Origin of the sequence: Streptomyces sp. NPDC047982, assembly GCF_043204165.1 — a bacterium.
GTDB lineage: Bacteria > Actinomycetota > Actinomycetes > Streptomycetales > Streptomycetaceae > Streptomyces.
Genome location: NZ_JBIDBS010000025.1, coordinates 75,160 through 96,283, shown reverse-complemented (window position 1 = coordinate 96,283; position 21,124 = coordinate 75,160). Strand labels below are relative to the sequence as shown.

Sequence of the window (21,124 nt, the reverse complement as noted above, 5' to 3'; positions counted from 1 at the left end):
CAAGGCCCTCGTGGCGAAGCTCTCGGGTCCGACGCCCCGACTCCCGCTCGTGGGCGCACCGTTCCGGCACGAGCGCGTCGCCCTCCTCCGCGAGACCCGAACCCGGCCTGGTGTGGCACCAGTTGTCACCCCGATGGTGCACGTGATTCGGACAGCCGGTACCTTCTCGATCAACGCCGGGAGGGCACCGCGTCGTCATCCGGCGGCGCGGAGAATCGGCGTCGCCTCGGTGCGGTGACGAGGCACGGCTCATGAACCACCGAAGCCCGCCCCGGACACCCCGACAGGAGCGACGCGACCCGCTTGGTCGCGGCGAACACCTGGGCGAAGAACGGAAGATGTGACCAGCGGCTCGACGGGGCGCTCGGCGCGTTGACCGCTTTCTCGAACGCGTTGCCGGTGATGATGACCGTGCCGACGTGAATTCCGATGCCTCCCGTGCGTGACCGACAAGTCCCTGGGCGGGATCGGTCGATATGAGTGGACATGCGCATCCGGCGGGTATGCGCTCACGACAGGAGACAGGGATGACCACCCAGGGCTTCACCACGTGCCTGTGGTTCGACGGGCAGGCCGAGGAGGCGGCGGAGTACTACCTCTCGGTGTTCAGGAACTCCCGCCGCGGCAGGACCGTGCGATACACGGAAGCCGGGCCCGGGCCCGCGGGGTCGGTCATGACGGTCGAGTTCGAGATCAACGGCCAGAGGTTCGTCGGGGTGAACGGCGGGCCGGAATTCACGTTCAACGAGGCCGTCTCGTTCCAGATCGGCTGCGCGGACCAGGACGAGGTGGACTACTACTGGAGCCGGCTCGCCGACGGGGGCGAAGAAGGCCCCTGCGGCTGGCTGAAGGACCGTTACGGCGTCTCCTGGCAGGTCACCCCCGAGGTGCTGATCGACCTGCTCGCCGACCAGGACGCCGCGCGAGCGGCGCGTACCACCGCGGCGATGATGACCATGAAGAAGCTGGACATCGCCGCGCTGCGCGAGGCGCACGACGCGGGCTGAGGCGCGGAGGGGAACGGGCCGACGGCCACGTCGACGGGCGGCGTCAATCCGCGTCACGGGTCCCCAGACGCGTCACCCATGGGTGGTCGGCGCCCTCGGTCAGGGTCATCGCCTCGGCCGGCCAGGCGCGCGGCCGCCCGGTGGGCCGCCTCGCCACCAGGGGGTGCGCAGCGGGGAGAACAGGCGGGCGGCCTCGGCGAGCGGGAGCGGGTCCCAGGGGCCCCACGGTGTTTCCGTACGCATCGCTCGTGGTCCCTCCGCCCCGTTCCGGCTTCCGCGCAGTGCGGTCAGTCCGACAGCAGCAAGTGCCGGTAGCTTTCCGGATGTTCCCTCAGATAGGTCGCCAGGTCCATCGCCGGGTGGCCGGTGAGGGCCGGCACGGCGTCCGAGACCGCGGACATCTCGCCTGCCGCGATGGCCTCGTACGACGTCACCCAGCCGGTCACCTCCCAGTCCTCGGCGCCGTACCGCGCCCGTGAGGCGTACGCCTCCTCGCGGGTCTCCGGCACGTAGGTGATGGTCCGGCCGGTGGCCCGGCCGAGTTGTTCGGCGGCCTCGGCGAGGGTGAACGCCTCGGGACCGGTGAGGTCGTAGGCGGCGCCGTCGTGGCGGGTCCCGTCGCTCTCGGTGTCGGCGAGCAGTACGGCGGCCGCGGCGTCCGCGACGTCCTCGTGCGCCACCGCCGCCACCCGGCCGTCGCCGCCCGGACCGCGCAGGACGCCGTCGGGGCCGGTCATCGCGGGGAGCGCGGCCAGGTACAGGCTGTCGCGCAGAAAGGTGTGGCGGACGTCGGCGACCCGGATGTGCGCCTCGGTGTGCCAGTGGTCCCGGGCGAACGTGAACGTGGCGTCCGGTGCGGCGCCGAGGAAGGAGACGTACACGATCCGTTCGACGCCGACGGCCACCGCCGCGTCCACGGCCGTGGTGTGCTCGCGGACCCGGTCGGGGCTCTCGTGCGCCGAGACGAGGAGCAGGGTGTGCGCCCCGGCCAGGGCGAGACGCATGGCCTCCCCGTCCCCGTAGGCGGCGGGCGGCGCGGCCACGGCGCCGGGCAGGTCGGGCAGCCGCGACAGATCGCGGCTGAGCAGGCGTTGAGGCACTCCGGCGCGCGCGAGGCGTCGCGCGACGCGCCCGCCGACCGCACCGCTCGCGCCGGTGACGGCGATGACGGGCGCGGCGGGGGCGGAGGAACGCGGGGCGGTGGTGCCGGTGCGGTCCGAGGGGTTCACGCGTGCTCGCCCTCCTCGCGCGGCCAGGGGCGCACCTCCACGACGGCGTCCACGGGGACCGGTCCGTAGATGTGCGGGAAGTCCTCACCGCCGGGCACGGCGGGCTCGTACCGTACGGGGACCGGAAGCCGGTCCGGGTCGATGACGAGGACCACCAGGTCCTGGTCACTGGCCCCGGCCCGGCTTCCGGCGCCGTACAGCATCTCGGCCACCCCGTCGAGCTGGTGCGGCAGCGAGCAGTGGATGAAGCCCTCTTCGTGCAGGGTGCGGCCACGGGTGGACATCTCGTACGTCCCGATCCCGCGGGCCGCCTCCCACAAGGGGCCTTCGGTGAGGTGCAGCAGCAGTTCGGCCATGGGCCAACGCTAAGGGCTGTCCCGTGGTCCGTGGTGGATCAGCGCGCGGCGTCGGACGTGCTGCGTCGCAAGGCGGGGGCACCCGCATACCGGATGCACGCGTGCGTTCCGACGACGCGGCGAGGGGCCGCGGCCGTCTTCGGGCGCCCGCGGTGGGGCCGGCGTGTTCGTGGGCTCCCCACCGCAGGTGGGCAGGGGTTCGCTGCCGCGTTCCGACCCCGGCGGACTCGGCCGCGGACGCTCAGGGCGCGCGGACGAGCGGGCTGCGGTTGCGCAGCAGCCACTGGCGGTACCCGGCCGCCCGGTGGGCCGCCTCGCGGTAGGCCGCCTCCAGCTCCGCGTACACCGTCTCCGTGTCGGCGCCGGGCCGGGACACCAGCAGCAGCCGCACGGCGAGGGGGTCGTCGCGCAGGGGGCGGATCGCCATGTCGTCGCGCGGCCCGGACGTGGGCTGGCACGGGGCGACCGCCTCGCCGAGCACGACCAGCGACGCGGCGGTGAGGTAGTCGCCGTGCAGGATGGTCGGCGCGAGGCCCGCATCGTCGAGCACCCGGCGCAGCCCGTCCCACTCGCCGTCCACCGTGGGGTCGACCATCCACCGGTCCGCGGCCAGGTCCCCGAGGTCGACGACGGACCGGGCGGCGGCGGGGTGGTCCCGGGCCATGCAGACGAACTGCGGTTCGCGGTCCAGGAGTACGCGTTGCGTCAGACCGTCGGGAACGGTCAGCGGGCAGCCCTCGACCTCGTGCACGAAGGCGACATCGAGCCCACCGGCCTCGACCGTGCGCAGCAGGGCGCCGGCCGACACGTCGACCCGCAGCGAGATGTCCGTGTCGGGCAGCCGGAGCCGCAGTCTGCGCAGCCAGCCACCGACGACCCGGCTCGCGGTGCTGCCGATACGCAGCCGGGGGCCGGACGCCCGTACCGCGTCGGCCTCCGCCTTCGCGTCGCTGACCAGGGCGGTCATGCCGTCGACCAGGGGGCGGGCCCGGCTGAGGACGGCGCGGCCGAGCAACGTCGGGCGGCAGCCGGTCCGTTCGCGGCAGAACAGTTCGGCACCCAGCGTCTTCTCGATCCGCCGCAGCTGGGTGGTCAGGGAGGGCTGGCTCACGCCCAGCCTGCGGGCTGCTTGGTGCAGGCTGCCCGCGTCCGCTATGGCGCACAGCGCCCTGAGGTGTCTCACCTCAAGCTCCATGCCGTCGAGCGTAGGGCGGCGGGCCGCTGTCGCACCAGACGCCGGTACACCTCCACATCCCATGATTCCCGCGGGAGTTGGAGGACGGCCGGGGCCGGGGCGGAGCCGGTGACAGGGGCGGGACCGGAGGCGGTGATAGGGCCGGGCTATCGCCGGTTGACATCATCCGCCGAGGCTTGCGCTCCCGGAGACTCTCTGCGTACCGCCACCGTCCGAGTCCGTTCATCGGACGGATTTCCCTGCATCGGCAACCGGTAGGAGACCCCCCATGAGACACCCCAGGACCGTCATGTCGGCCGTGGTCGGCCTCGGCTTCGGGCTCGCGGCCGCGCTGGGCACCGCACCCGCCATCGCCTCGTCCCCCGCCCCCGCCGCACCGGCGGCCCAGGCCGGCTACACCGCACAGGCCGGTTCGCACGAGGACGCCGCGGCCAACAGGGCGTTCTTCGAGGCCGTCGTCAAGTCCGTCGCCGAGAAGCGGGCCGCGAACCCGGGCGCCGAGGCGGTCACGGTCGTCTACAGCGCGGCGAGCGCGCCGAGCTTCCGCACCCAGATAGCCAACAGCGCGCAGATATGGAACGGCTCGGTGTCCAACGTGCGGCTCCAGGAAGGTTCGAACCCCGACTTCACGTACCACGAGGGCAACGACCCGCGCGGCTCCTACGCCAGCACCGACGGGCACGGGAACGGGTACATCTTCCTCGACTACGCGCAGAACCAGCAGTACAACTCGACCCGCGTGACCGCCCACGAGACCGGTCACGTGCTCGGGCTCCCGGACCACTACTCCGGCCCGTGCAGCGAGCTGATGTCCGGCGGCGGGCCCGGCACGTCCTGCACCAACGCGTACCCCAACGCGAACGAGCGCAGCCAGGTGAACTCCCTGTGGCAGTACGGCTTCGCAGCCGCCCTGGCGCGCCATTCCTCGTGACGGACGCCCGGCCCGGCCGAGGCGAGCGGTCCGCCCGGGACGTCCGTTCCGGCTGAGCCGTCCGGTCCGGCCGACCGGTGACGAGCGGGGCCACCCCGCAAGGCGAGGTGGCCCCGCCCGCCTCACCACCCGGACGACACGGACACGAGACGGCCCAGCGGCACGACCGCGGAGCAGCCCGCAGGCACGGGCGCAGGACGGGCCGGCACGACCGCGAAAGGGCCGGTCGCGCACGGAGTCGGGACGGATGGCCGGCCTACTGATTGTTGAGCGCGGCACGGACCAGGGCCAGCAGCTCGTCCTCCGTCATCCCCAACTCCCGTGCGTCGCGGACCACTTCGCGTACGCGTTCCAGCAGCCGGGCGTGGTGCGGGGACGCGCCGCCGGTGACGACCGCGCCGCGGCCCCGGCGTAGTTCGATCAGTCCCTCCTCGCGAAGCCGCTGGTAACCACGCAGCACGGTATGGACGTTGACCCCGAGGGACTCGGCGAGGACCCGGGCGGCGGGCAGCCGCTCGCCCGAGGTCACCGTGCCGTCGGCGACCGCCCGGCGGACGGAGGCGGCGATCTGGTCGCCGAGTGGCACGGTGGACGTGGGATCGACCCGAAAGAGCATGGTCAGCGTTCCGCCCGTCGCTGGTCGATGAGAGCGTTGAGGAGCGCGGCGGCGGTCGCCGAGTCGTCGACGGTCACCGCGAATTCCCGGCCACCGGCCAGGGCCGCCACGACACCCTCGCCCGAGCGGATCACGAGCCCGCTCCGCGCCGGCCGGACGCGGTAGCCCCATCCGCCGTACTCCGCAAGGGGGTTGATGTCCCGGCTGACGGCGGACTCGATCCGGTCGAGCGGCACTCTCAGCCGCGGCCAGGGCAGCATCCCCGAGATCGTGATGCCGCGCCGGTCGACCACGACGTACGGCCGGGCGAAGACGGCCATCAGCACACCGAGGACCAGCAGCGGAATCGCGGCCGTCCAGCCCGAGGTGAGCAGCAGCACGACCCCGACGGCCACGAGCGCGAGCGCGACCATCGGCGTCCACCAGCTCCCCGCGCTGCGGGCCCATCCGGCGATCTCGCCGTCGGCGAGCGTGATCCGCGGACCGTCCTGCGCCCGGACCACCGCGGGGGGCTCCGGTACGGGCACGAGCGCGGCCGCCGCCAGCCCCAGTCCGCCGGCGACCACGGCGACCGCCAGGGCCACCGCGAGCTGCCCCATCGGAAGCGACACGCCCTGCGCCTCCCCCTGGGCATTCGCACCGGCGTCCACGTTGACGAGCAGCGTGGCGGACATCAGCCAGCCCAGGAACCCGGCGAAGGCGTATCCGGTGGCGACCATCAGGTGGTGGGCCCGCCCGTAGAGCTTCCCCCGCACGAACGTCAGGGTCCACAGCGCGCCCATCACCACGAACAGCGCGGAACCGGCCACGACGTGCCATTCCCCTCCGATGTACCGATCCGCCCGGCCGTCGGGGCGGAAGTGCACGGCGATCTGCTCGGGAAGCCGGTCACGGAGGACCGCGAACAGCACCAGTTCGACCACGAGCGCCAGCAGGAACGGCAGCGCGACGACGGTCGCGCCGCCCAGGTTCTTACGCTTCATGAAAACCTCCATTGTTCGCATGATAGTAGAACAATGGAGCGGCAAGGGGGAAGCCCCGGAGGCAGCAGCCCCCGGAGGCGGGGAACGATTCGACCGCAGACCGCCGGGCACGGACGCGGGGCCCGGAACGGGCATGAGCGCGGGAACGCGGCCGGGACCCTCACCGGGACGCGCGATCCGATCGCGTTCAGCATCGATCGCGATCAGCCTCGCACCCCGGACGTCCCCCTCGCCGGCCACCTCGCGGTAGGCGTCCTTGACGCCCCGGAAGCAGGCGAGCCCGCCGGACGGGCCCCGGCCGCCGCCTCCCCCCTCGGTCCGGCCCGTCGTACCCCGTCGCCCGTCCCCCGCCTTCCACCGCCCCCCGTTCCCCCCGTTCGCCGTGCGGTTCTTCAGTGCGTACGACGGGTGACGAACTCCGCCAGGGTCAGCAGGTCACCGCCCCGGTCCGGATCGGGCACCGCCCGCGACAGGTGGTGGACCGCGCGTGCCATGCGGTCCGCCGCGCACGCCTGGGCCCAGTCCCGGCCGCCGGCCCGTTCGATGGCATCGGCGGCGCGGTCCACCTCGGCCGTCGTGCTCATGGATCCCCGGTAGAGCGACGCGAGTTCGGCCGCTGCGGGGGTACCGGAGGTCAGCGCGGCGACCACCGGCAGGGACTTCTTGTGGGCGGCCAGATCCGCCCCTACGGGCTTTCCGGTCCGCTCCGGATCCCCCCAGATGCCGATCAGGTCGTCGATCATCTGGAAGGCGAGTCCCGTCTCCCGGCCGAATCCGTCCATCGCTCCGACGACCCGCTCCCCGGCACCCGCGTACAACGCCCCCAGCGCGCACGCGCAGCCCAGCAGGGCGCCGGTCTTGGCCGTGGCCATGGTCAGGCACTCGTCCAGCGAGACCTCGTCCGGACCGCAGTCCTCGAAGGAGCAGTCGGCCTGCTGCCCGGCGCAGAGTTCGACGACGCAGGCGGACAGACGTGCCGAGGCACGGACCCCGACCGGACCTTCGTCCTCCGCGAGCAGCCGCTGGGCGAGCGCGAGCATCGCGTCACCGGCGATGATCGCGGCCGGGATGCCGAAGACCGTCCACGCCGTGGGACGGTGACGGCGCGTCCGGTCCTCGTCGATGACGTCGTCGTGCAGCAGGGTGAAGTTGTGGACCAGTTCCACGGCGACGGCCGCCCGCACCGCACGCCGCGGGTCGCCGCCCAGTGCCCGGGCGGCGGCGAGCACGAGCGCGGGCCTGATCGCCTTGCCCGCCCCTGCGGCGACGGGGGTGCCGTCGGCGCGCTGCCAGCCGAAGTGGTACATCGCGACGCGACGGATCGACCCCGGCAAGGAGTCGACGGCGGCACGCAGCGGCGGATCGACGAGGCTCCGGGTCCGTTCCAAAAGAGCCTCGGCCTCCAGGCCCGGCGTCACGGAAAGGGCATCCGGAAGCGGGGCGGCGGAAACGGCCGGGGCCCCGCCGCCCCAGGGCACGGCAGCGGCCGGGGTGCTGCCGCCCGGGTCCATGGAGACCGCGGAGACCGCCGGACCCGCGCCGTCCAGGCCCGCGAGAACGGCCGAACCGTCGTCGCCCGGGGTCCGGGGGGTGGGTGAGGGGATTGCGTGGTGCGTCTTCACTGAGGCGTCGTCCTCCCGATGCCGCCCCGGGCCCGACGGCACGGGGCGGAGGTTGTCCGGTGCCGGGCTCCACCGCCCGGTCCCCTGCGGGCTGTCCCGTATTCCCTGGCGGGCGCCCCACGACAGTCGCGGTCCCTCGCCGCGTTGCGGAGCCTGCGCATACATCCGGATATGCCAACGCTCCTGCGCCCTGCGATGCGCCACATCCGACGCCGCGCGGCGATCCACCACGGATCACGGGACAGCCCTCGGGCCCTGTCCCCGAACGGCCACCTGCCGGACAACGGCGGTTCGAAGGCAGGGCCGAGCGGCTACCGCCAGCGGCTGACCTCGACGTTCTCCAGGACGCCGAGCGCGTCCGGCACGAGCACGGCCGCGGAGTAGTAGGCCGTCACCAGGTAGGAGATGATGGCCTGCTCGTCGATGCCCATGAAGCGGACCGACAGACTGGGCTCGATCTCGTCGGGGATGCCGGACTGCTGGAGCCCGATGACGCCCTGCTCCGACTCACCCGTCCTCATGCAGATGATCGACGTGGTCCGGGCCTCGGTGATCGGGATCTTGTTGCACGGGAGGATGGGCACGCCCCGCCAGGCCGGTACGTGGTGTCCGCCGATGTCCACGCTCTCGGGCACCAGGCCGCGCTTGTTGCATTCACGGCCGAACGCCGCGATGGCCCGCGGGTGGGCGAGGAAGAGCTTCGAACCGCGGCGGCGCGAGAGCAGTTCGTCCATGTCGTCCGGGCCGGGTGCGCCGTCGTGCGGCTGGATCCGCTGCCCGTAGTCGCAGTTGTGGAGCAGGCCGAACTCGCGGTTGTTGACCAGTTCGTGCTCCTGGCGCTCGCGCAGCGCCTCCACCGTGAGCCGCAACTGCTGCTCGGTCTGGTTCATCGGCTGGTTGTAGAGGTCGGCGACCCGGCTGTGCACCTTCAGCACGGTCTGCGCGACGCTCAGTTCGTACTCGCGCGGCGACACCTCGTAGTCCACGTACGTGTGCGGGACCACGGCCTCGCCGACATGGCCGGCGGACAGGTCGATCGCCGCCTCGCCGTACTTGTTGGTGCGCTGCTGCGGAACGTTGACGAGCCCGGTGAGGTGCGCACGGAGCGAATCGGCGCGCTCGGCGAGATTGAGGACGTCCGCGCGGCTCAGCGTCAGCAGCGTGCACGCGGTGAGCGCACGGGCCGTGTACTCCCAGACGGCCTCGCCGTCGACCAGACAGCGGTCCCCGAAGTAGGCCCCGTCGGCGTGGACCCCGAGCGCCGTCTCGCCCCCGTACTGGCCGGTGCCGACCTTCTCGACCTTCCCGTGCGCCAGCAGGTAGACGCGGTCCGCCGGGTCCCCCGCACCGGCCAGCACCTGCCCCGCGGCGATGTCCTGCTGCTCGCACCGGCGGGCCAGTTCGGCGAGCACGTCCTCGTCACCGAAGCCCCTCAGGGCGGGGAGCTCTCCGAGTTCGGCGGGGACGACCGCGACCCGGTCACCGGTCTGGACGAAGGTCACCCGGCCGTCCCCCACCGCGTAGCTCAGCCTCCGGTTCACCCGGTAGGTGCCGCCCTGCACCTGTACCCACGGCAGCATCTTCAGCAGCCACCGCGAGGTGATCTCCTGCATCTGCGGGGCGGACTTGGTGGTCGTCGCGAGGTTCCGCGCCGCTGCCGTGCCCAGACTCTGCTGCGGCGGCGACGTCACGTGCTGAACCTCTTCACGAACGGACATCTGTCGTCCTCTCGAATGACTCTCGAATGATCGGCTGACCTGCGCGAAGAAGCCTTTCAGCACCCGAGGGCGCGCACCATTACACAAAAGGGTGTGACTAATCGGCGTGTGGACTGGGCACGACGTCCGGCGGCTCCGGTGGGCGTCGGCGGACGCCCTTAAGTTGCATCCCGGATGCAACTTATCTACCGTGACGGTCATGCGGCTGACGAAGTTCACCGACGTGGCGCTTCGCGTACTGATGCGCCTCGCGGTCGTCGAGAACGAGGACGACCCACCGACCACCCGGGAGGTGGCGGCGACCATGCAGGTGCCGTACACGCACACCGCGAAGGTCGTCGCACGGCTCCAGCACCTCGGTCTCGTCGAGGCACGCCGGGGCCGTGGCGGCGGGCTCAGCCTCACCGGAGCCGGCCGGTCCGCCTCGATCGGCGGGCTCGTCCGGGAGCTGGAGGGTCCGGGCGACGTCGTGGAGTGCGAGGGCGCCACCCCGTGCCCCCTGCGCTCGGCCTGCCGGCTGCGCGGCGCCCTGCGCCAGGCGGAGGAAGCCTTCTACGCCTCGCTCGACCCGATCACCGTCGACCAACTCGTCGCCTCACCCACCGGGCCCGTACTGATCGGCATCAGCGGCATCGGCCCGGCCCCCGGCTGAGCCGACCGGAGCACCGCGGCACGCCCGCACGCACCCCCGTCCCGCACCCCAGATCTCCAGGCACCACCTGCCTGGTTCCCCCCTGCCCAAAAATACGAATCTGAGATACCAATTCAGATTCTCGCCGAGGTCGCTCCGACCGAGGAGACGAAGGAGTCATCGATGCTGTCCGAGACGTCGACCGCCACCGTCCGCGCCACCCTCCCCGCCGTGGGAGCGGCCATCGGGGACATCGCCGACCTCTTCTACCGCAAGATGTTCAGCGCCCACCCGGAGCTGCTGCGCGATCTCTTCAACCGCGGCAACCAGGCGTCCGGCGCCCAGCGCCAGGCCCTCGCGGGCTCCATAGCCGCCTTCGCGACCCACCTGGTCGCGCACCCGGACACCCGCCCCGACGTGATGCTCGGCCGGATCGCCCACAAGCACGCCTCGCTCGGCGTCACCGCCGACCAGTACGACATCGTGCACAGGCACCTGTTCGCCGCCATCGCCGAGGTGCTCGGCGACGCGGTCACTCCCGAGGTCGCCGCCGCCTGGGACGAGGTCTACTGGCTCATGGCGAACGCGCTGATCTCGCGCGAGGCCCGGCTGTACGCGGAGCAGGGCGTGGTCGACGGTGACGTGTGGCGCGAGTGGGAGGTGGTCGGCCGGACCGAGGAGACGACCGACGTCGCCACCTTCCGGCTCCGCCCGGCCGACGGGGAGCCCGCGCCCGACTTCCGTCCCGGACAGTACGTCTCCGTGCAGGTGGAACTCCCGGACGGGGCGCGGCAGATACGCCAGTACAGCCTCTCCAGCGCCCCGGGGTCGCCGCTGCGCTCGATCACCGTCAAGCGGGTGCACGGCGGCGGCTCCCCGGACGGCGAGGTCTCCTGCCACCTGCACGCCGAGGTCCGGGTCGGCGACCGGCTGCGGGTCTCCGCCCCGTACGGCGACCTCGTGCTGGACGACTCCGACGCCCCGCTCCTGCTCGCCTCCGCCGGTATCGGCTGCACCCCGATGCTGTCCATGCTGGAGCACCTGGCCGCGACCGGCCACAGCGCCCCGGTCACCGTCGTGCACGGCGACCGCTCCCCCGCGGAGCACGCGCTGCGCGACGACCACGTGACGCTCGCCGGCAAGCTCCCCGACGCCACCACCCACTTCTGGTACGAGCACCCGGAGCCCGGCCACAGCGCCGACCGCACCGGCCTGGTGGACCTGGGCGACTTCGCGGTCGCGCCCGGCACCCACGCCTACCTGTGCGGCCCACTGCCCTTCATGCGCGCCGTGCGCACCCAGTTGCTGGCCAAGGGTGTCCCGGCCGCCGACATCCACTACGAGGTGTTCGGCCCCGACCTCTGGATCGCCCAGGACTGAACGGGGTGCGCCTCAAGTGCCGCGCCGAAGCGGCCTCGTGAGGCGCCCGGCCCGGGAGCGTGCCGCCACCGCGGCGGCGGAGCGACGTCCGCCGCCGCGGTCGGGTGCACGCGGCGCCTCGCGTGGGCCCTCGGCCCGGTCCGGGAACGCCCCGCGGCGGCCGTCGGCCCGGCCTGGTCAAATGGACGGGTGAACCGCCCCACGGACCCCGAAGCACTCCTGCGGCCCCGGCTGCCCTCCCCCCTGGAGGAGGCCCACGACGACCGGTTCGCCCGCCGGGGCGTGCGGCTGCTGCTCAAGCGGGACGATCTGATCCACCCCGATCTGCCGGGCAACAAATGGCGAAAGCTCGCCCCCAGCCTGCGGGCCGCCGCCGGGCGCACCGTCCTGACGTTCGGCGGGGCGTACTCCAACCACCTGCGCGCCACCGCCGCCGCCGGGCGGCTGCTCGGCTTCCCCACCATCGGGGTGGTACGCGGCGACGAACTGGCCGACCGCCCCCTCAACCCCTCGCTCGCCCGGTGCGCCGCGGACGGGATGACGCTGCGGTTCGTGGACCGCGCGACCTATCGCGCGAAGAGCGACCCGGAGGTCCTGGCCGGGCTGCGCCGCTCCTTCGGGGAGTGCTTCGTCGTCCCGGAGGGCGGCAGCAACGCCCTGGCCGTGCGAGGTTGCGCCGTGCTGGGGCGCGAGCTGCGCGGGCGGGCCGACGTGGTCGCGGTGGCCTGCGGCACCGGAGGCACCCTCGCCGGTCTCGCCGCGGGTCTGGCGCCGGGACAACGGGCGCTCGGGGTCCCGGTGCTGCGCGGGGGCTTCCTCGGCGACGCGGTGCGGGAGCTGCAACGAGAGGCGTTCGGCGGGCCCTCGGGGGCGTGGTCGCTGGACGGGCGCTTCCACTTCGGGGGCTACGCCCGTACGACCTCGGAGCTGCACGCGTTCGCGGACGACTTCGAGCAGCGGCACGGACTGCCCGTCGAACGGCTCTACGTCGCCAAGCTGCTGTTCGCGCTCACCACGCTGGCCGAGGAGGGCGCGTTGCCGGCGGGGGCGACGGTCGTGGCCGTCGTCACGGGCCGCCCCTGACGGCCGCTCCGGCCGGGCGGGCGCGGGTCTCCCCTCAGGCCCTCCCCGTCCGCTCACGCCGTGCCCGACTCCTCGCGGTAGGCCGCCGCCTCCTCCAGGTCGAGCCGTCGCAGCAGGGTGCGGAGCATCTCGTCGTCGATCCGCCGCTCGTCCCTGAGCCGCACGAAGACCGCGCGCTCGGCGTCGAGCGTCTGCCCCGCCAGGCGCCGGTACGTGTCGTCCACCGATTCCCCGGTCACCGGGTTGGTCGCGCCCAGCCGCTCCCACACGGCGTTGCGACGCCGTTCCAGGACGGCGCGCAGACGGTCGGTGAGCGGCCCCGGCAGCGCGTTGCGGGGGTCGCCGAGCAGGGCGTCCAGCCGGGCCTCGGCGGCGGCGGACGCCTCGCTCTGCGCCTGGGCCTCGGCCAGGGTCTCGGCGGTCGCGTCCCGGGCCGGGAGCCTCAGCGCACGCACCAGCAGCGGCAGGGTGAGCCCCTGGACGACCAGGGTGCCGATGACCGTGGTGAAGGTCAGGAACAGCACCAGGTTCCGGGCCGGGAACGCCTGCCCCTCGGCCGTCAGCAGGGGGATGGAGAACGCGATGGCAAGTGAGACGACCCCGCGCATCCCGGCCCAGCCGACGATCGTGGGCGCCTTCCAGTCGGTGTCCGGTTCGCGCTCGCGGATCCGTTTCGACAGCCACCGGGGCAGGTACGTGGCCGGGAAGACCCAGACGTAGCGGACCACGACGACGGCCGCGAACACCGCCACCGCGTACAGCAGCGCGTCCGTCACGGCGTACGCGCCGAGACCCTTCAGGACGAAGGGCAGCTGGAGCCCGATCAGCGCGAAGACGGCGGACTCCAGGACGAACGCGACCATCCTCCAGACGGCCGCCTCCTGGAGCCGGGTCGCGAAGTCGACCTGCCAGGCGCGGTGACCCAGGTAGAGCGCGACGACGACGACGGCGAGCACCCCCGAGGCGTGCACGCGCTCGGCCACCGCGTACGCCACGAAGGGAATCAGCAGCGACAGCGTGTTCTGCAGCAGGGCTTCCTTGAGGTGCGTACGGAGCCAGTGCAGCGGCACCATCAGCGCCAGGCCGACCACGACCCCGCCGATCGCGGCCACCAGGAACTCGCCGATCCCCGCGCCCCAGCTCATGCCCTCGCCGACGGCGGCGGCCAGGGCCACCTTGTACGCGGTGATCGCGGTGGCGTCGTTCACCAGGGACTCGCCCTGGAGGATCGTCGTGACCCTGCTGGGCAGGCCGACCCGCCGGGCGATCGCGGCGGCCGTGACCGCGTCCGGCGGGGCGACGACCGCGCCGAGCACCAACGCGGCGGTGAGCGGCAGGCCGGGCACCACGAGGTACGCGAGCCAGCCGACCGCCACGGTCGCGAAGAGGACGTAGCCGACGGAGAGCAGCGCGACCGGCCGCACGTTGGCCCGCAGATCGAGGTACGAGCTGTCGACGGCCGCCGTGTAGAGCAGGGGCGGCAGCAGCAGCGGCAGCACGATGTCCGCGTCCAGGGTGTACGACGGCACCCCCGGCACGTACGAGGCGATGAGCCCCACCGTCACCAGCAGCAGGGGGGCCGGCACGGGGGTGCGGCGGGCCGCCCCCGCGACGGCGGCACTCGCCGCGACCAGCGGCAGTACATCCATGTCCACGGTCCTCGCATCCGACGTAACCTGACCATCATGAGTGACTGCTCGCATGTGCTCGCGCTGCCGCACCCCGAGCCGGAGCCTCTGAGCGAGACCTGCCCGGAGTGCGTCGTGGCGGGCACGCAACCGGTGCATCTGCGGCTGTGTCTGGTCTGCGGCCACATCGGCTGCTGCGACTCGTCCCCGCTGCGGCATGCCACGGGGCATTTCGAGGAGACCGGGCATCCGGTGATGCGGAGCTTCGAACCGGGCGAGAGCTGGCGCTGGTGCTACGCGGACGGTTCGATCGTCTGACGCCCGGGTACGTCAAAGCGGCGCCGGTTGTCCGTAATCGATCGCCACAGACCCCTAGGCACCGCGTGTGGCCATTGACTTACTATGAGTGACGGCCATGAGCCGGGTCCTGTCCGATCGTGATCCGTCGCCAGAGCCCGGGGGTTCGACGACACGGCATCATGGATCGCGATAGCGTCGCCGGGCCAGAACCGAAGACGTACGACATGGCTCCGGGGTGCCCTTCCCGGATCCTCGGAAGAGTTTGTGCCACCTTGGAGGTGAGGGTGTCCCAGATCGCAGGCGAGCCCGGGAATCAGGACTTCGTAGAGGTCCGGCTGCCGGCTGCGGGTGCCTACCTGTCGGTGCTGCGTACGGCCACGGCCGGCCTCGCTGCACGCTTGGACTTCACGCTCGACGAGATCGAGGATCTTCGCATCGCGGTCGACGAGGCCTGCGCGATCCTGCTCCAGCAGGCCGTGCCGGGCTCCGTCCTCAGCTGCGTCTTCCGGCTCATCGAGGATTCCTTGGAGGTGACGGTGTCGGCACCGACCACGGACGGCCGGGCGCCGGAGCGAGACACCTTCGCCTGGACGGTGCTCTCCGCATTGGCCGGGAAGGTCGACTCCTCGGTGGAGGACGACCGTACGGTCAGCATCAGCCTCTACAAACAGCGCGGCGCGGGACCCGGGCCGGCGTGAGCAACGGAAACGGGGACGGTCCGGTGCGGGACGAGACGATCCGACCAGGGGTGGTGCGTGCGGCAGGCATCCCGGAACAGCAGGCCCTTCCCCATCCGGAGGACGGGGCGGACGGGCCCGCGGGCCGTACGGCCGCGGTGGAGCAGTCGCAGGCGGAGCGGGCAGGCCAGATGAGCGAGCACGGGCACCACGATCCACAGGACCGCAGCGGGGCGCGGGCGCTCTTCGTCGAACTGCGCGCTCTTCCCGACGGTTCGCCCGAGCGGGCGGAGCTGCGCAATCAGCTGGTGCGGATGCATCTGCCGCTCGTGGAGCACCTGGCCCGCCGGTTCCGCAACCGCGGCGAGCCGCTCGACGATCTGACACAGGTCGCCACGATCGGCCTGATCAAGTCGGTGGACCGGTTCGATCCGGACCGCGGCGTCGAGTTCTCGACGTACGCGACCCCCACGGTCGTCGGCGAGATCAAGCGCCACTTCCGTGACAAGGGCTGGGCGGTCCGGGTGCCGCGTCGGCTCCAGGAGCTGCGGCTGTCGCTCACCACGGCGACCGCCGAGCTCTCCCAGCTGCACGGCCGCTCGCCGACGGTGCACGAACTGGCCGAGCGCCTGGGCATCTCCGAGGAAGAGGTGCTGGAGGGCCTGGAATCGGCCAACGCGTACAGCACGCTCTCGCTGGACGTGCCGGACACGGACGACGAGTCGCCCGCCGTCGCGGACACGCTCGGGTCCGAGGACGAGGCGCTGGAGGGCGTCGAGTACCGGGAGTCGCTCAAGCCGCTGCTGGAGGACCTCCCGCCGCGCGAGAAGCGGATCCTGCTGCTGCGTTTCTTCGGCAACATGACCCAGTCGCAGATCGCCCAGGAGGTCGGCATCTCCCAGATGCACGTCTCGCGGCTGCTGGCCCGCACCCTGGCCCAACTGCGCGAACGCCTGCTCGTCGAGGAGTGACGGTCCTCCGCCCCGCGCTCGAAGCCGCATGACGACGGGCCCGATCCGCCCCCCTTATCGCCCCGGGCCGTAAGGGCGTACGGCCGGGCCCGGTGTCCGCCGGCCTCCGTCCCCCTGCGGGACCCGTCCCCGGATCCCGCTCAGGCGTCCGGGGACGTGGTGCCCGGGCGGCGGATGCCGAGCTCGTCGATCGTCGTGGGGCGAAGGAGCTGGTAGAGCGAGGTCACCACCACCGCGGCGAGCACGATCCCGGTCGGGATCAGCGCCCCGTGGGACCTCAGCAGCGTCCAGGCCACCGGGAGCCCCATGACCTGCGTGATCAGTGCGGGGCCCCGGCTCCAGCTGCGGCGCAGCAGCAGTCCGCGCGCCGCGATCAGCGGAATCAGACCCAGCGCGATCAGCGTGAGGCCGCCCATCTCCGCCTGCTGCGAGCTCTCGGGGTCTCCGAGCAGCCCCATCACCAGCATGTAGATCCCGCCGAGGACGAGCGCCACCCCCTCCAGGCCGGTGAGTGCCGCCACGAGCGTGATCCTGCTCGGCTTCGCCGACGCGGCCGACGGCGAGAGCGACGACGAGGGCGACGAGTCGGGCGCGTTCTGCTGAGTACTCACCCTTGCAGATTGGCATCCCGACCCCGCGAAGGCGAAGCCGGGGTGGCGAACGACACGGGAACACGGGCGCCGCTCCGCCCACCGCGCGCGGCCCGTCACCGAGCGTAAGGCCATGGGTTGGGGCTTCAGGGCCATACCGCCAGGTGGGTACTCTGGCCGTCATGCGCGCACTTCTCGTGGTCAACCCAGCTGCTACCACCACCAGTGCGCGGACCCGTGACGTGCTCATCCACGCCCTGGCCAGCGAGATGAAGCTGGAGGCCGTGACCACGGAGTACCGGGGGCACGCCCGGGACCTCGGCCGGGAGGCCGCGGACTGCGGGGAGATCGACCTCGTGGTCTCGCTGGGCGGCGACGGAACGGTCAACGAGATCGTCAACGGCCTGCTCCACAACGGCCCCGACCTGGACGTCCTGCCCCGGCTCGCGGTGGTCCCCGGCGGCTCCACCAACGTCTTCGCGCGCGCCCTGGGCCTGCCGAACGACGCGGTCGAGGCGACCGGCGCGATCCTGGACGCGCTCGCCAACCGCACCGAACGCACCGTCGGCCTCGGACTCGCGGCCGGCACCCCGGGCACCGAGGACGAATCCGCCCCTGAACGCTGGTTCACTTTCTGTGCCGGGCTCGGATTCGACGCGAGCGTGGTCGGCCGGGTCGAACAAAAACGCGAACTCGGGAAACGATCGACGCACGCGTTGTACGTGCGCCAGGTGGTCCGGCAATTCCTGCAGGAACCGCACCGTCGGCACGGAACGATCACACTGGAGGCCCCCGGCCTGGAGCCGGTCGGCGATCTCGCGCTGTCCATAATCTCGAACGCGTCCCCCTGGACCTACCTGGGGAACCGCCCCATATACGCCTCGCCCGCAGCCTCCTTCGACACCGGTCTGGACGTGCTCGGACTCAAGCGGCTCTCCACCTCGGCGGTCGCCCGTTACGCCACCCAGTTGCTCACATCGAGCCCCGAGAAGGGCCCTCGCGGCAAGCACGCCGTCGCCCTCCACGACCTCACGGACTTCACCTTGCATTCAAAGGCACCCCTCCCTTTCCAGATGGACGGAGACCATCTGGGGGTGCGCACGAGTGTGACGTTCACAGGCGTACGCCGTGCACTGCGTGTGATTGTGTGAGTGGAAGGGCTCAAAGTCCTTTAAGTCGAACGTTTGGGCTGGACTCCACCCCATAGAAGTACGGCTGTGACCTAGTCGACACCGAGGAATCAAAAAAAACTTTCCAGAAGGGGTTGTATCCGTCGCCGAGGTTTGCGAATCTCTACATGGCGATCGGGACGGCCCGCAACAACAGCCTCCGCTGAGAGCCAGAACCCCTCCTCATTCCACAGACCACAACCAGTTCATCTGGGCGTCGGACCGTTGCCTGCGGGGGGATTCGTGAAAGCGTTCACATTCACAAGCACTGTATGCAATACCAAGGAGAGGTAGCAGCCATGGACTGGCGTCACCACGCCGTTTGTCGTGAGGAAGACCCCGAGCTGTTCTTCCCCATCGGCAACACCGGTCCTGCGCTGCTGCAGATCGAGGAAGCCAAGGCCGTCTGCCGTCGCTGCCCCGTCATGGAGCAGTGCCTGCAGTGGGCGCTCGAGTCCGGCCAGGACTCCGGTGTCTGGGGTGGCCTCAGCGAGGACGAGCGCCGCGCGATGAAGCGCCGTGCCGCTCGCAACCGGGCGCGTAACGCCAGCGCCTGAGCCGACGCCACCGCTACGAGCCTCAGCCCGGCGGCGCGTACAGCGCGTACGCACAACCCCGCCCCCGAGTCGCAGCGCGCAGTACCCCCCAAAGCGCATGCATGAACAGCGAGCCCGGACCGTGCCCCACGGTCCGGGCTCGCTGCCGTATCACCGCGGCCCTGACCGCGGCGGCGGGTCTACTTGTGGGACCGGACCGGGATGTCGAGGACGACCTGCGTGCCACGCTCGGGAGCCGGGACCATGCCGAACGTCCCGCCCAGCTCCCCCTCCACCAGCGTCCGCACGATCTGCAGGCCCAGATTGCCGGCGCTCTGCGGGTCGAACCCCTCGGGCAGACCGCATCCGTCGTCCTGAACCGTGATCAGCAGCCGCTGTTCGACGGAGGTGCCGCCACGCACCGCGGACACGTCCACCGTGCCGTGCTCCGCGAGCGTGAAGGCGTGCTCCAGCGCGTTCTGCAGAACCTCCGTGAGCACCATCGCCAGTGGGGTGGCCACCTCGGCGTCGAGGATGCCGAAGCGCCCCGTGCGGCGGCAGGTGACCTTGCCCGGAGAGATCTCCGCGACCATCGCGATGACCCGGTCGGCGATCTCGTCGAACTCCACCCGCTCATCCAGATTCTGAGACAGCGTCTCATGGACGATGGCGATCGAACCGACGCGTCGCACCGCCTCGTTGAGGGCCTCGCGCCCGCGGACCGAGTCCATCCGGCGGGCCTGGAGCCGCAGCAGGGCCGCGACGGTCTGGAGGTTGTTCTTCACCCGGTGGTGGATCTCCCGGATGGTGGCGTCCTTGGTGATCAGCTCCCGCTCGCGGCGGCGCAGTTCGGTGACGTCCCTCAGAAGGACCAGGGAACCGATCCGGACGCCCTTGGGCTTGAGCGGGATGGCGCGGAGCTGGATCACCCCGCCCGCGCCCTCGACCTCGAACTCACGGGGCGCGTAGCCACTGGCCAGTTTGACCAGGGCCTCGTCCACCGGCCCCCGGGACGGGGCGAGTTCGGCGGTGATCGAGCCCAGGTGCTGGCCGACCAGGTCGGAGGCGAGACCGAGGCGGTGGTACGCGGAGAGGCCGTTGGGGCTGGCGTACTGGACGAACCCGTCGGCGTCGAGCCGGAGCAGCCCGTCGCCGACGCGGGGCGAGGCGTCCATGTCGACCTGCTGGTCGGGGAACGGGAAGGTCCCGGCGGCGATCATCTGGGCCAGGTCGGAGGCCGACTGGAGGTAGGTGAGCTCCAGCCGGGACGGCGTGCGCACGGTGAGCAGGTTGGTGTTGCGGGCGATCACTCCGAGGACCCGGCCCTCCCGGCGCACGGGGATGGACTCCACCCGTACCGGGACCTCCTCGCGCCACTCCGGGTCGCCCTCGCGCACGATCCGGCCCTCGTCCAGCGCCACGTCCAGCATCGGCCGGCGACCACGCGGCACGAGGTGGCCCACCATGTCGTTCTGGTAGGAGGTCGGTCCGGTGTTGGGCCGCATCTGGGCCACGGACACGTACCGGGTGCCGTCACGGGTGGGGACCCACAGCACGAGGTCGGCGAAGGACAGGTCGGAGAGCAACTGCCACTCCGAGACCAGCAGATGCAGCCACTCCAGGTCGGTGTCACCGAGGGCTGTGTGCTGGCGGACGAGGTCGTTCATGGAGGGCACGTGTGCGAGCGTACCCGCGCATCGGACATGGGTCCGAACCGGACGACCCCGTCGTACGTGGAAGAAAACGGGCCCGTCGAATTGCGGTCCTCCGATGGATGGACACGGCGAATGGTCTAGTCCACAATGCTGAGGACAGGACTTCCGCTCTCCCCGCACAGGAGGGCGGACCGAGGCATCCGCGCTCTCTGCCCTGACCGCGCGGGCGCCTCTCCCGGCCGACGGCACCGCACACCGCCGGCCGAGCGGACCGTCCGCCGGGCGGTCACATTCCGGGCTGCGGTGCCGGACGGGCCGAGGGTCCCGTCCCGGCGCCGCGGCCCGCGGGTGTTTCCGGGGCCCTGGTGGCGCAGGTGTTCCCCGGCGCGGCACCCGGTGGGACGTGTCAGCGGTTTCGGTGATCTTGGCCAGTGCGCGGGGCGCGTCCGGGTCCTGGCCGCGCGCGATCGCCACCTCGTACGCCGGCCTCTGCAGCGTCAGGATCTCCAGCACCGGCTGGACCTCCTCGACGACTCCGGCCGTCGGCAGCACGAATCCCGCGGACGCCTCCGCCACCCGCGCCTCGGGGCCGACCACGACGAGGTCCGCGCCACGGGCCCGCAGCCGGTCCAGGACCGGGCGCAGCGCCTCGCCGCCCCGGCCGCCGGGGACGACGGCGATCAGCGGGGAGACGTTGGCGACCATGGCGAGCGGGCCGTGCTGCAGGTCGGCACCGGAGCAGGAGAGAGCGGGGGCGCGGAGCCCCGCCGACGGGGTGCGGCCGGGAGGGCGCGGCCGCCGTGTCCACGCCTTGTTCCGGCCGTGTCCGCGTCGCCCGCTTCTGCTA

20 protein-coding genes are annotated in these 21,124 nt (G+C 72.0%); 10 read left to right on the top strand and 10 right to left on the bottom strand.

What is annotated here, in order from left to right; genetic code table 11:
* The first annotated feature begins 527 nt into the window (after positions 1-527).
* The gene (locus ACGF2V_RS26840; RefSeq protein WP_362627682.1) at positions 528-1,007 is read left to right on the top strand and encodes a VOC family protein; all 480 of its coding nucleotides are present in this window, start codon (positions 528-530) and stop codon (positions 1,005-1,007) included.
* Positions 1,008-1,294: 287 nt separating this feature from the next.
* On the opposite strand, the gene ACGF2V_RS26835 is transcribed toward ACGF2V_RS26840, so the two are convergent.
* From ACGF2V_RS26835 to ACGF2V_RS26825, 3 genes are all read right to left on the bottom strand, one after another.
* On the bottom strand, positions 1,295-2,236 hold the full coding sequence (locus tag ACGF2V_RS26835) for an NAD(P)H-binding protein (protein ID WP_362708937.1): 942 nt from the start codon (positions 2,234-2,236) through the stop codon (positions 1,295-1,297).
* On the bottom strand, positions 2,233-2,592 hold the full coding sequence (locus ACGF2V_RS26830) for a DUF952 domain-containing protein (protein ID WP_362708940.1): 360 nt from the start codon (positions 2,590-2,592) through the stop codon (positions 2,233-2,235). The genes ACGF2V_RS26835 and ACGF2V_RS26830 overlap by 4 nt, the downstream gene beginning before the upstream one ends.
* Before the next feature lie 241 nt (positions 2,593-2,833).
* Positions 2,834-3,787 carry a LysR family transcriptional regulator gene (locus ACGF2V_RS26825; protein ID WP_362627673.1) on the bottom strand — a complete coding sequence of 318 codons (954 nt, stop codon included), beginning with the start codon at positions 3,785-3,787 and terminating at the stop codon, positions 2,834-2,836.
* Between the two features lie 268 nt (positions 3,788-4,055).
* Between ACGF2V_RS26825 and snpA the strand changes: the two genes are divergently transcribed.
* Entirely contained in the window at positions 4,056-4,718 is a 663-nt protein-coding gene (snpA, locus tag ACGF2V_RS26820; protein WP_362627670.1) for a snapalysin, read from the top strand.
* A 256-nt stretch (positions 4,719-4,974) separates the two neighbouring features.
* On the opposite strand, the gene ACGF2V_RS26815 is transcribed toward snpA, so the two are convergent.
* The 4 genes from ACGF2V_RS26815 to ACGF2V_RS26800 all read right to left on the bottom strand — a co-directional run bounded on the left by ACGF2V_RS26815 (position 4,975) and on the right by ACGF2V_RS26800 (position 9,657).
* Positions 4,975-5,334, bottom strand: coding sequence for a GntR family transcriptional regulator (locus ACGF2V_RS26815; protein ID WP_362627667.1), 360 nt, complete (start codon positions 5,332-5,334; stop codon positions 4,975-4,977).
* Between the two features lie 2 nt (positions 5,335-5,336).
* On the bottom strand, positions 5,337-6,317 hold the full coding sequence (locus ACGF2V_RS26810; RefSeq protein ID WP_362708942.1) for a DUF1648 domain-containing protein: 981 nt from the start codon (positions 6,315-6,317) through the stop codon (positions 5,337-5,339).
* Between the two features lie 392 nt (positions 6,318-6,709).
* A complete protein-coding gene (locus tag ACGF2V_RS26805) occupies positions 6,710-7,828 on the bottom strand; it encodes a family 2 encapsulin nanocompartment cargo protein polyprenyl transferase (RefSeq protein WP_392913348.1) in 1,119 nt (372 codons plus the stop codon).
* Positions 7,829-8,250: 422 nt separating this feature from the next.
* Positions 8,251-9,657, bottom strand: a complete 1,407-nt coding sequence (locus tag ACGF2V_RS26800; RefSeq protein ID WP_362627658.1) for a family 2B encapsulin nanocompartment shell protein — start codon at positions 9,655-9,657, stop codon at positions 8,251-8,253.
* A 199-nt stretch (positions 9,658-9,856) separates the two neighbouring features.
* Here ACGF2V_RS26800 and ACGF2V_RS26795 point away from each other — a divergent pair, with 199 nt between their 5' ends.
* The 3 genes from ACGF2V_RS26795 (at position 9,857) to ACGF2V_RS26785 (ending at position 12,751) form a co-directional block, all read left to right on the top strand.
* The gene (locus ACGF2V_RS26795; RefSeq protein ID WP_362627655.1) at positions 9,857-10,309 is read left to right on the top strand and encodes an Rrf2 family transcriptional regulator; all 453 of its coding nucleotides are present in this window, start codon (positions 9,857-9,859) and stop codon (positions 10,307-10,309) included.
* A gap of 162 nt (positions 10,310-10,471) precedes the next feature.
* Positions 10,472-11,668, top strand: coding sequence for a globin domain-containing protein (locus ACGF2V_RS26790; RefSeq protein WP_362627652.1), 1,197 nt, complete (start codon positions 10,472-10,474; stop codon positions 11,666-11,668).
* A gap of 189 nt (positions 11,669-11,857) precedes the next feature.
* Positions 11,858-12,751, top strand: a complete 894-nt coding sequence (locus ACGF2V_RS26785; RefSeq protein ID WP_362627650.1) for a pyridoxal-phosphate dependent enzyme — start codon at positions 11,858-11,860, stop codon at positions 12,749-12,751.
* Between the two features lie 53 nt (positions 12,752-12,804).
* Here the strand turns inward: ACGF2V_RS26785 and ACGF2V_RS26780 are convergent, their stop codons facing one another.
* A complete protein-coding gene (locus ACGF2V_RS26780) occupies positions 12,805-14,400 on the bottom strand; it encodes a Na+/H+ antiporter (RefSeq protein ID WP_362708947.1) in 1,596 nt (531 codons plus the stop codon).
* A gap of 36 nt (positions 14,401-14,436) precedes the next feature.
* Between ACGF2V_RS26780 and ACGF2V_RS26775 the strand changes: the two genes are divergently transcribed.
* The 3 genes from ACGF2V_RS26775 (at position 14,437) to ACGF2V_RS26765 (ending at position 16,327) form a co-directional block, all read left to right on the top strand.
* The gene (locus tag ACGF2V_RS26775; RefSeq protein WP_362627644.1) at positions 14,437-14,697 is read left to right on the top strand and encodes a UBP-type zinc finger domain-containing protein; all 261 of its coding nucleotides are present in this window, start codon (positions 14,437-14,439) and stop codon (positions 14,695-14,697) included.
* Positions 14,698-14,963: 266 nt separating this feature from the next.
* Positions 14,964-15,377, top strand: a complete 414-nt coding sequence (locus ACGF2V_RS26770) for an anti-sigma regulatory factor (RefSeq protein ID WP_362627642.1) — start codon at positions 14,964-14,966, stop codon at positions 15,375-15,377.
* Positions 15,374-16,327, top strand: a complete 954-nt coding sequence (locus ACGF2V_RS26765; protein WP_392913324.1) for an RNA polymerase sigma factor SigF — start codon at positions 15,374-15,376, stop codon at positions 16,325-16,327. Before ACGF2V_RS26770 ends, ACGF2V_RS26765 begins: the two co-directional genes overlap by 4 nt.
* A 140-nt stretch (positions 16,328-16,467) precedes the next feature.
* Here the strand turns inward: ACGF2V_RS26765 and ACGF2V_RS26760 are convergent, their stop codons facing one another.
* Complete coding sequence (locus tag ACGF2V_RS26760) at positions 16,468-16,848, bottom strand: hypothetical protein (RefSeq protein WP_362627639.1); 381 nt, start codon at positions 16,846-16,848, stop codon at positions 16,468-16,470.
* Between the two features lie 251 nt (positions 16,849-17,099).
* Here ACGF2V_RS26760 and ACGF2V_RS26755 point away from each other — a divergent pair, with 251 nt between their 5' ends.
* Complete coding sequence (locus ACGF2V_RS26755) at positions 17,100-18,068, top strand: diacylglycerol kinase family protein (RefSeq protein WP_362627637.1); 969 nt, start codon at positions 17,100-17,102, stop codon at positions 18,066-18,068.
* Positions 18,069-18,385: 317 nt separating this feature from the next.
* Positions 18,386-18,643: a WhiB family transcriptional regulator gene (locus ACGF2V_RS26750; protein ID WP_362627634.1), complete on the top strand. Its 258-nt coding sequence runs from the start codon at positions 18,386-18,388 to the stop codon at positions 18,641-18,643.
* 179 nt (positions 18,644-18,822) lie between these two features.
* On the opposite strand, the gene ACGF2V_RS26745 is transcribed toward ACGF2V_RS26750, so the two are convergent.
* Positions 18,823-20,289 (bottom strand): PAS domain-containing sensor histidine kinase, encoded by a 1,467-nt coding sequence (locus ACGF2V_RS26745; RefSeq protein ID WP_362627697.1) that lies wholly within the window; start codon positions 20,287-20,289, stop codon positions 18,823-18,825.
* Positions 20,290-21,124: the final 835 nt, after the last annotated feature.

Excerpts from the sequence above, each read along its gene's own strand:
- ACGF2V_RS26775 (WP_362627644.1), top strand. The coding sequence starts at position 14,437 with ATGAGTGACTGCTCGCATGTGCTCGCGCTGCCGCACCCCGAGCCGGAG.
- snpA (WP_362627670.1), top strand. The coding sequence starts at position 4,056 with ATGAGACACCCCAGGACCGTCATGTCGGCCGTGGTCGGCCTCGGCTTC.
- ACGF2V_RS26840 (WP_362627682.1), top strand. The coding sequence starts at position 528 with ATGACCACCCAGGGCTTCACCACGTGCCTGTGGTTCGACGGGCAGGCC.
- ACGF2V_RS26815 (WP_362627667.1), bottom strand. The coding sequence starts at position 5,334 with ATGCTCTTTCGGGTCGATCCCACGTCCACCGTGCCACTCGGCGACCAG.
- ACGF2V_RS26830 (WP_362708940.1), bottom strand. The coding sequence starts at position 2,592 with ATGGCCGAACTGCTGCTGCACCTCACCGAAGGCCCCTTGTGGGAGGCG.
- ACGF2V_RS26805 (WP_392913348.1), bottom strand. The coding sequence starts at position 7,828 with ATGGACCCGGGCGGCAGCACCCCGGCCGCTGCCGTGCCCTGGGGCGGC.
- ACGF2V_RS26825 (WP_362627673.1), bottom strand. The coding sequence starts at position 3,787 with ATGGAGCTTGAGGTGAGACACCTCAGGGCGCTGTGCGCCATAGCGGAC.
- ACGF2V_RS26800 (WP_362627658.1), bottom strand. The coding sequence starts at position 9,657 with ATGTCCGTTCGTGAAGAGGTTCAGCACGTGACGTCGCCGCCGCAGCAG.
- ACGF2V_RS26810 (WP_362708942.1), bottom strand. The coding sequence starts at position 6,317 with ATGAAGCGTAAGAACCTGGGCGGCGCGACCGTCGTCGCGCTGCCGTTC.
- ACGF2V_RS26780 (WP_362708947.1), bottom strand. The coding sequence starts at position 14,400 with ATGGATGTACTGCCGCTGGTCGCGGCGAGTGCCGCCGTCGCGGGGGCG.
- ACGF2V_RS26745 (WP_362627697.1), bottom strand. The coding sequence starts at position 20,289 with ATGAACGACCTCGTCCGCCAGCACACAGCCCTCGGTGACACCGACCTG.
- ACGF2V_RS26790 (WP_362627652.1), top strand. The coding sequence starts at position 10,472 with ATGCTGTCCGAGACGTCGACCGCCACCGTCCGCGCCACCCTCCCCGCC.
- ACGF2V_RS26795 (WP_362627655.1), top strand. The coding sequence starts at position 9,857 with ATGCGGCTGACGAAGTTCACCGACGTGGCGCTTCGCGTACTGATGCGC.
- ACGF2V_RS26755 (WP_362627637.1), top strand. The coding sequence starts at position 17,100 with ATGCGCGCACTTCTCGTGGTCAACCCAGCTGCTACCACCACCAGTGCG.
- ACGF2V_RS26750 (WP_362627634.1), top strand. The coding sequence starts at position 18,386 with ATGGACTGGCGTCACCACGCCGTTTGTCGTGAGGAAGACCCCGAGCTG.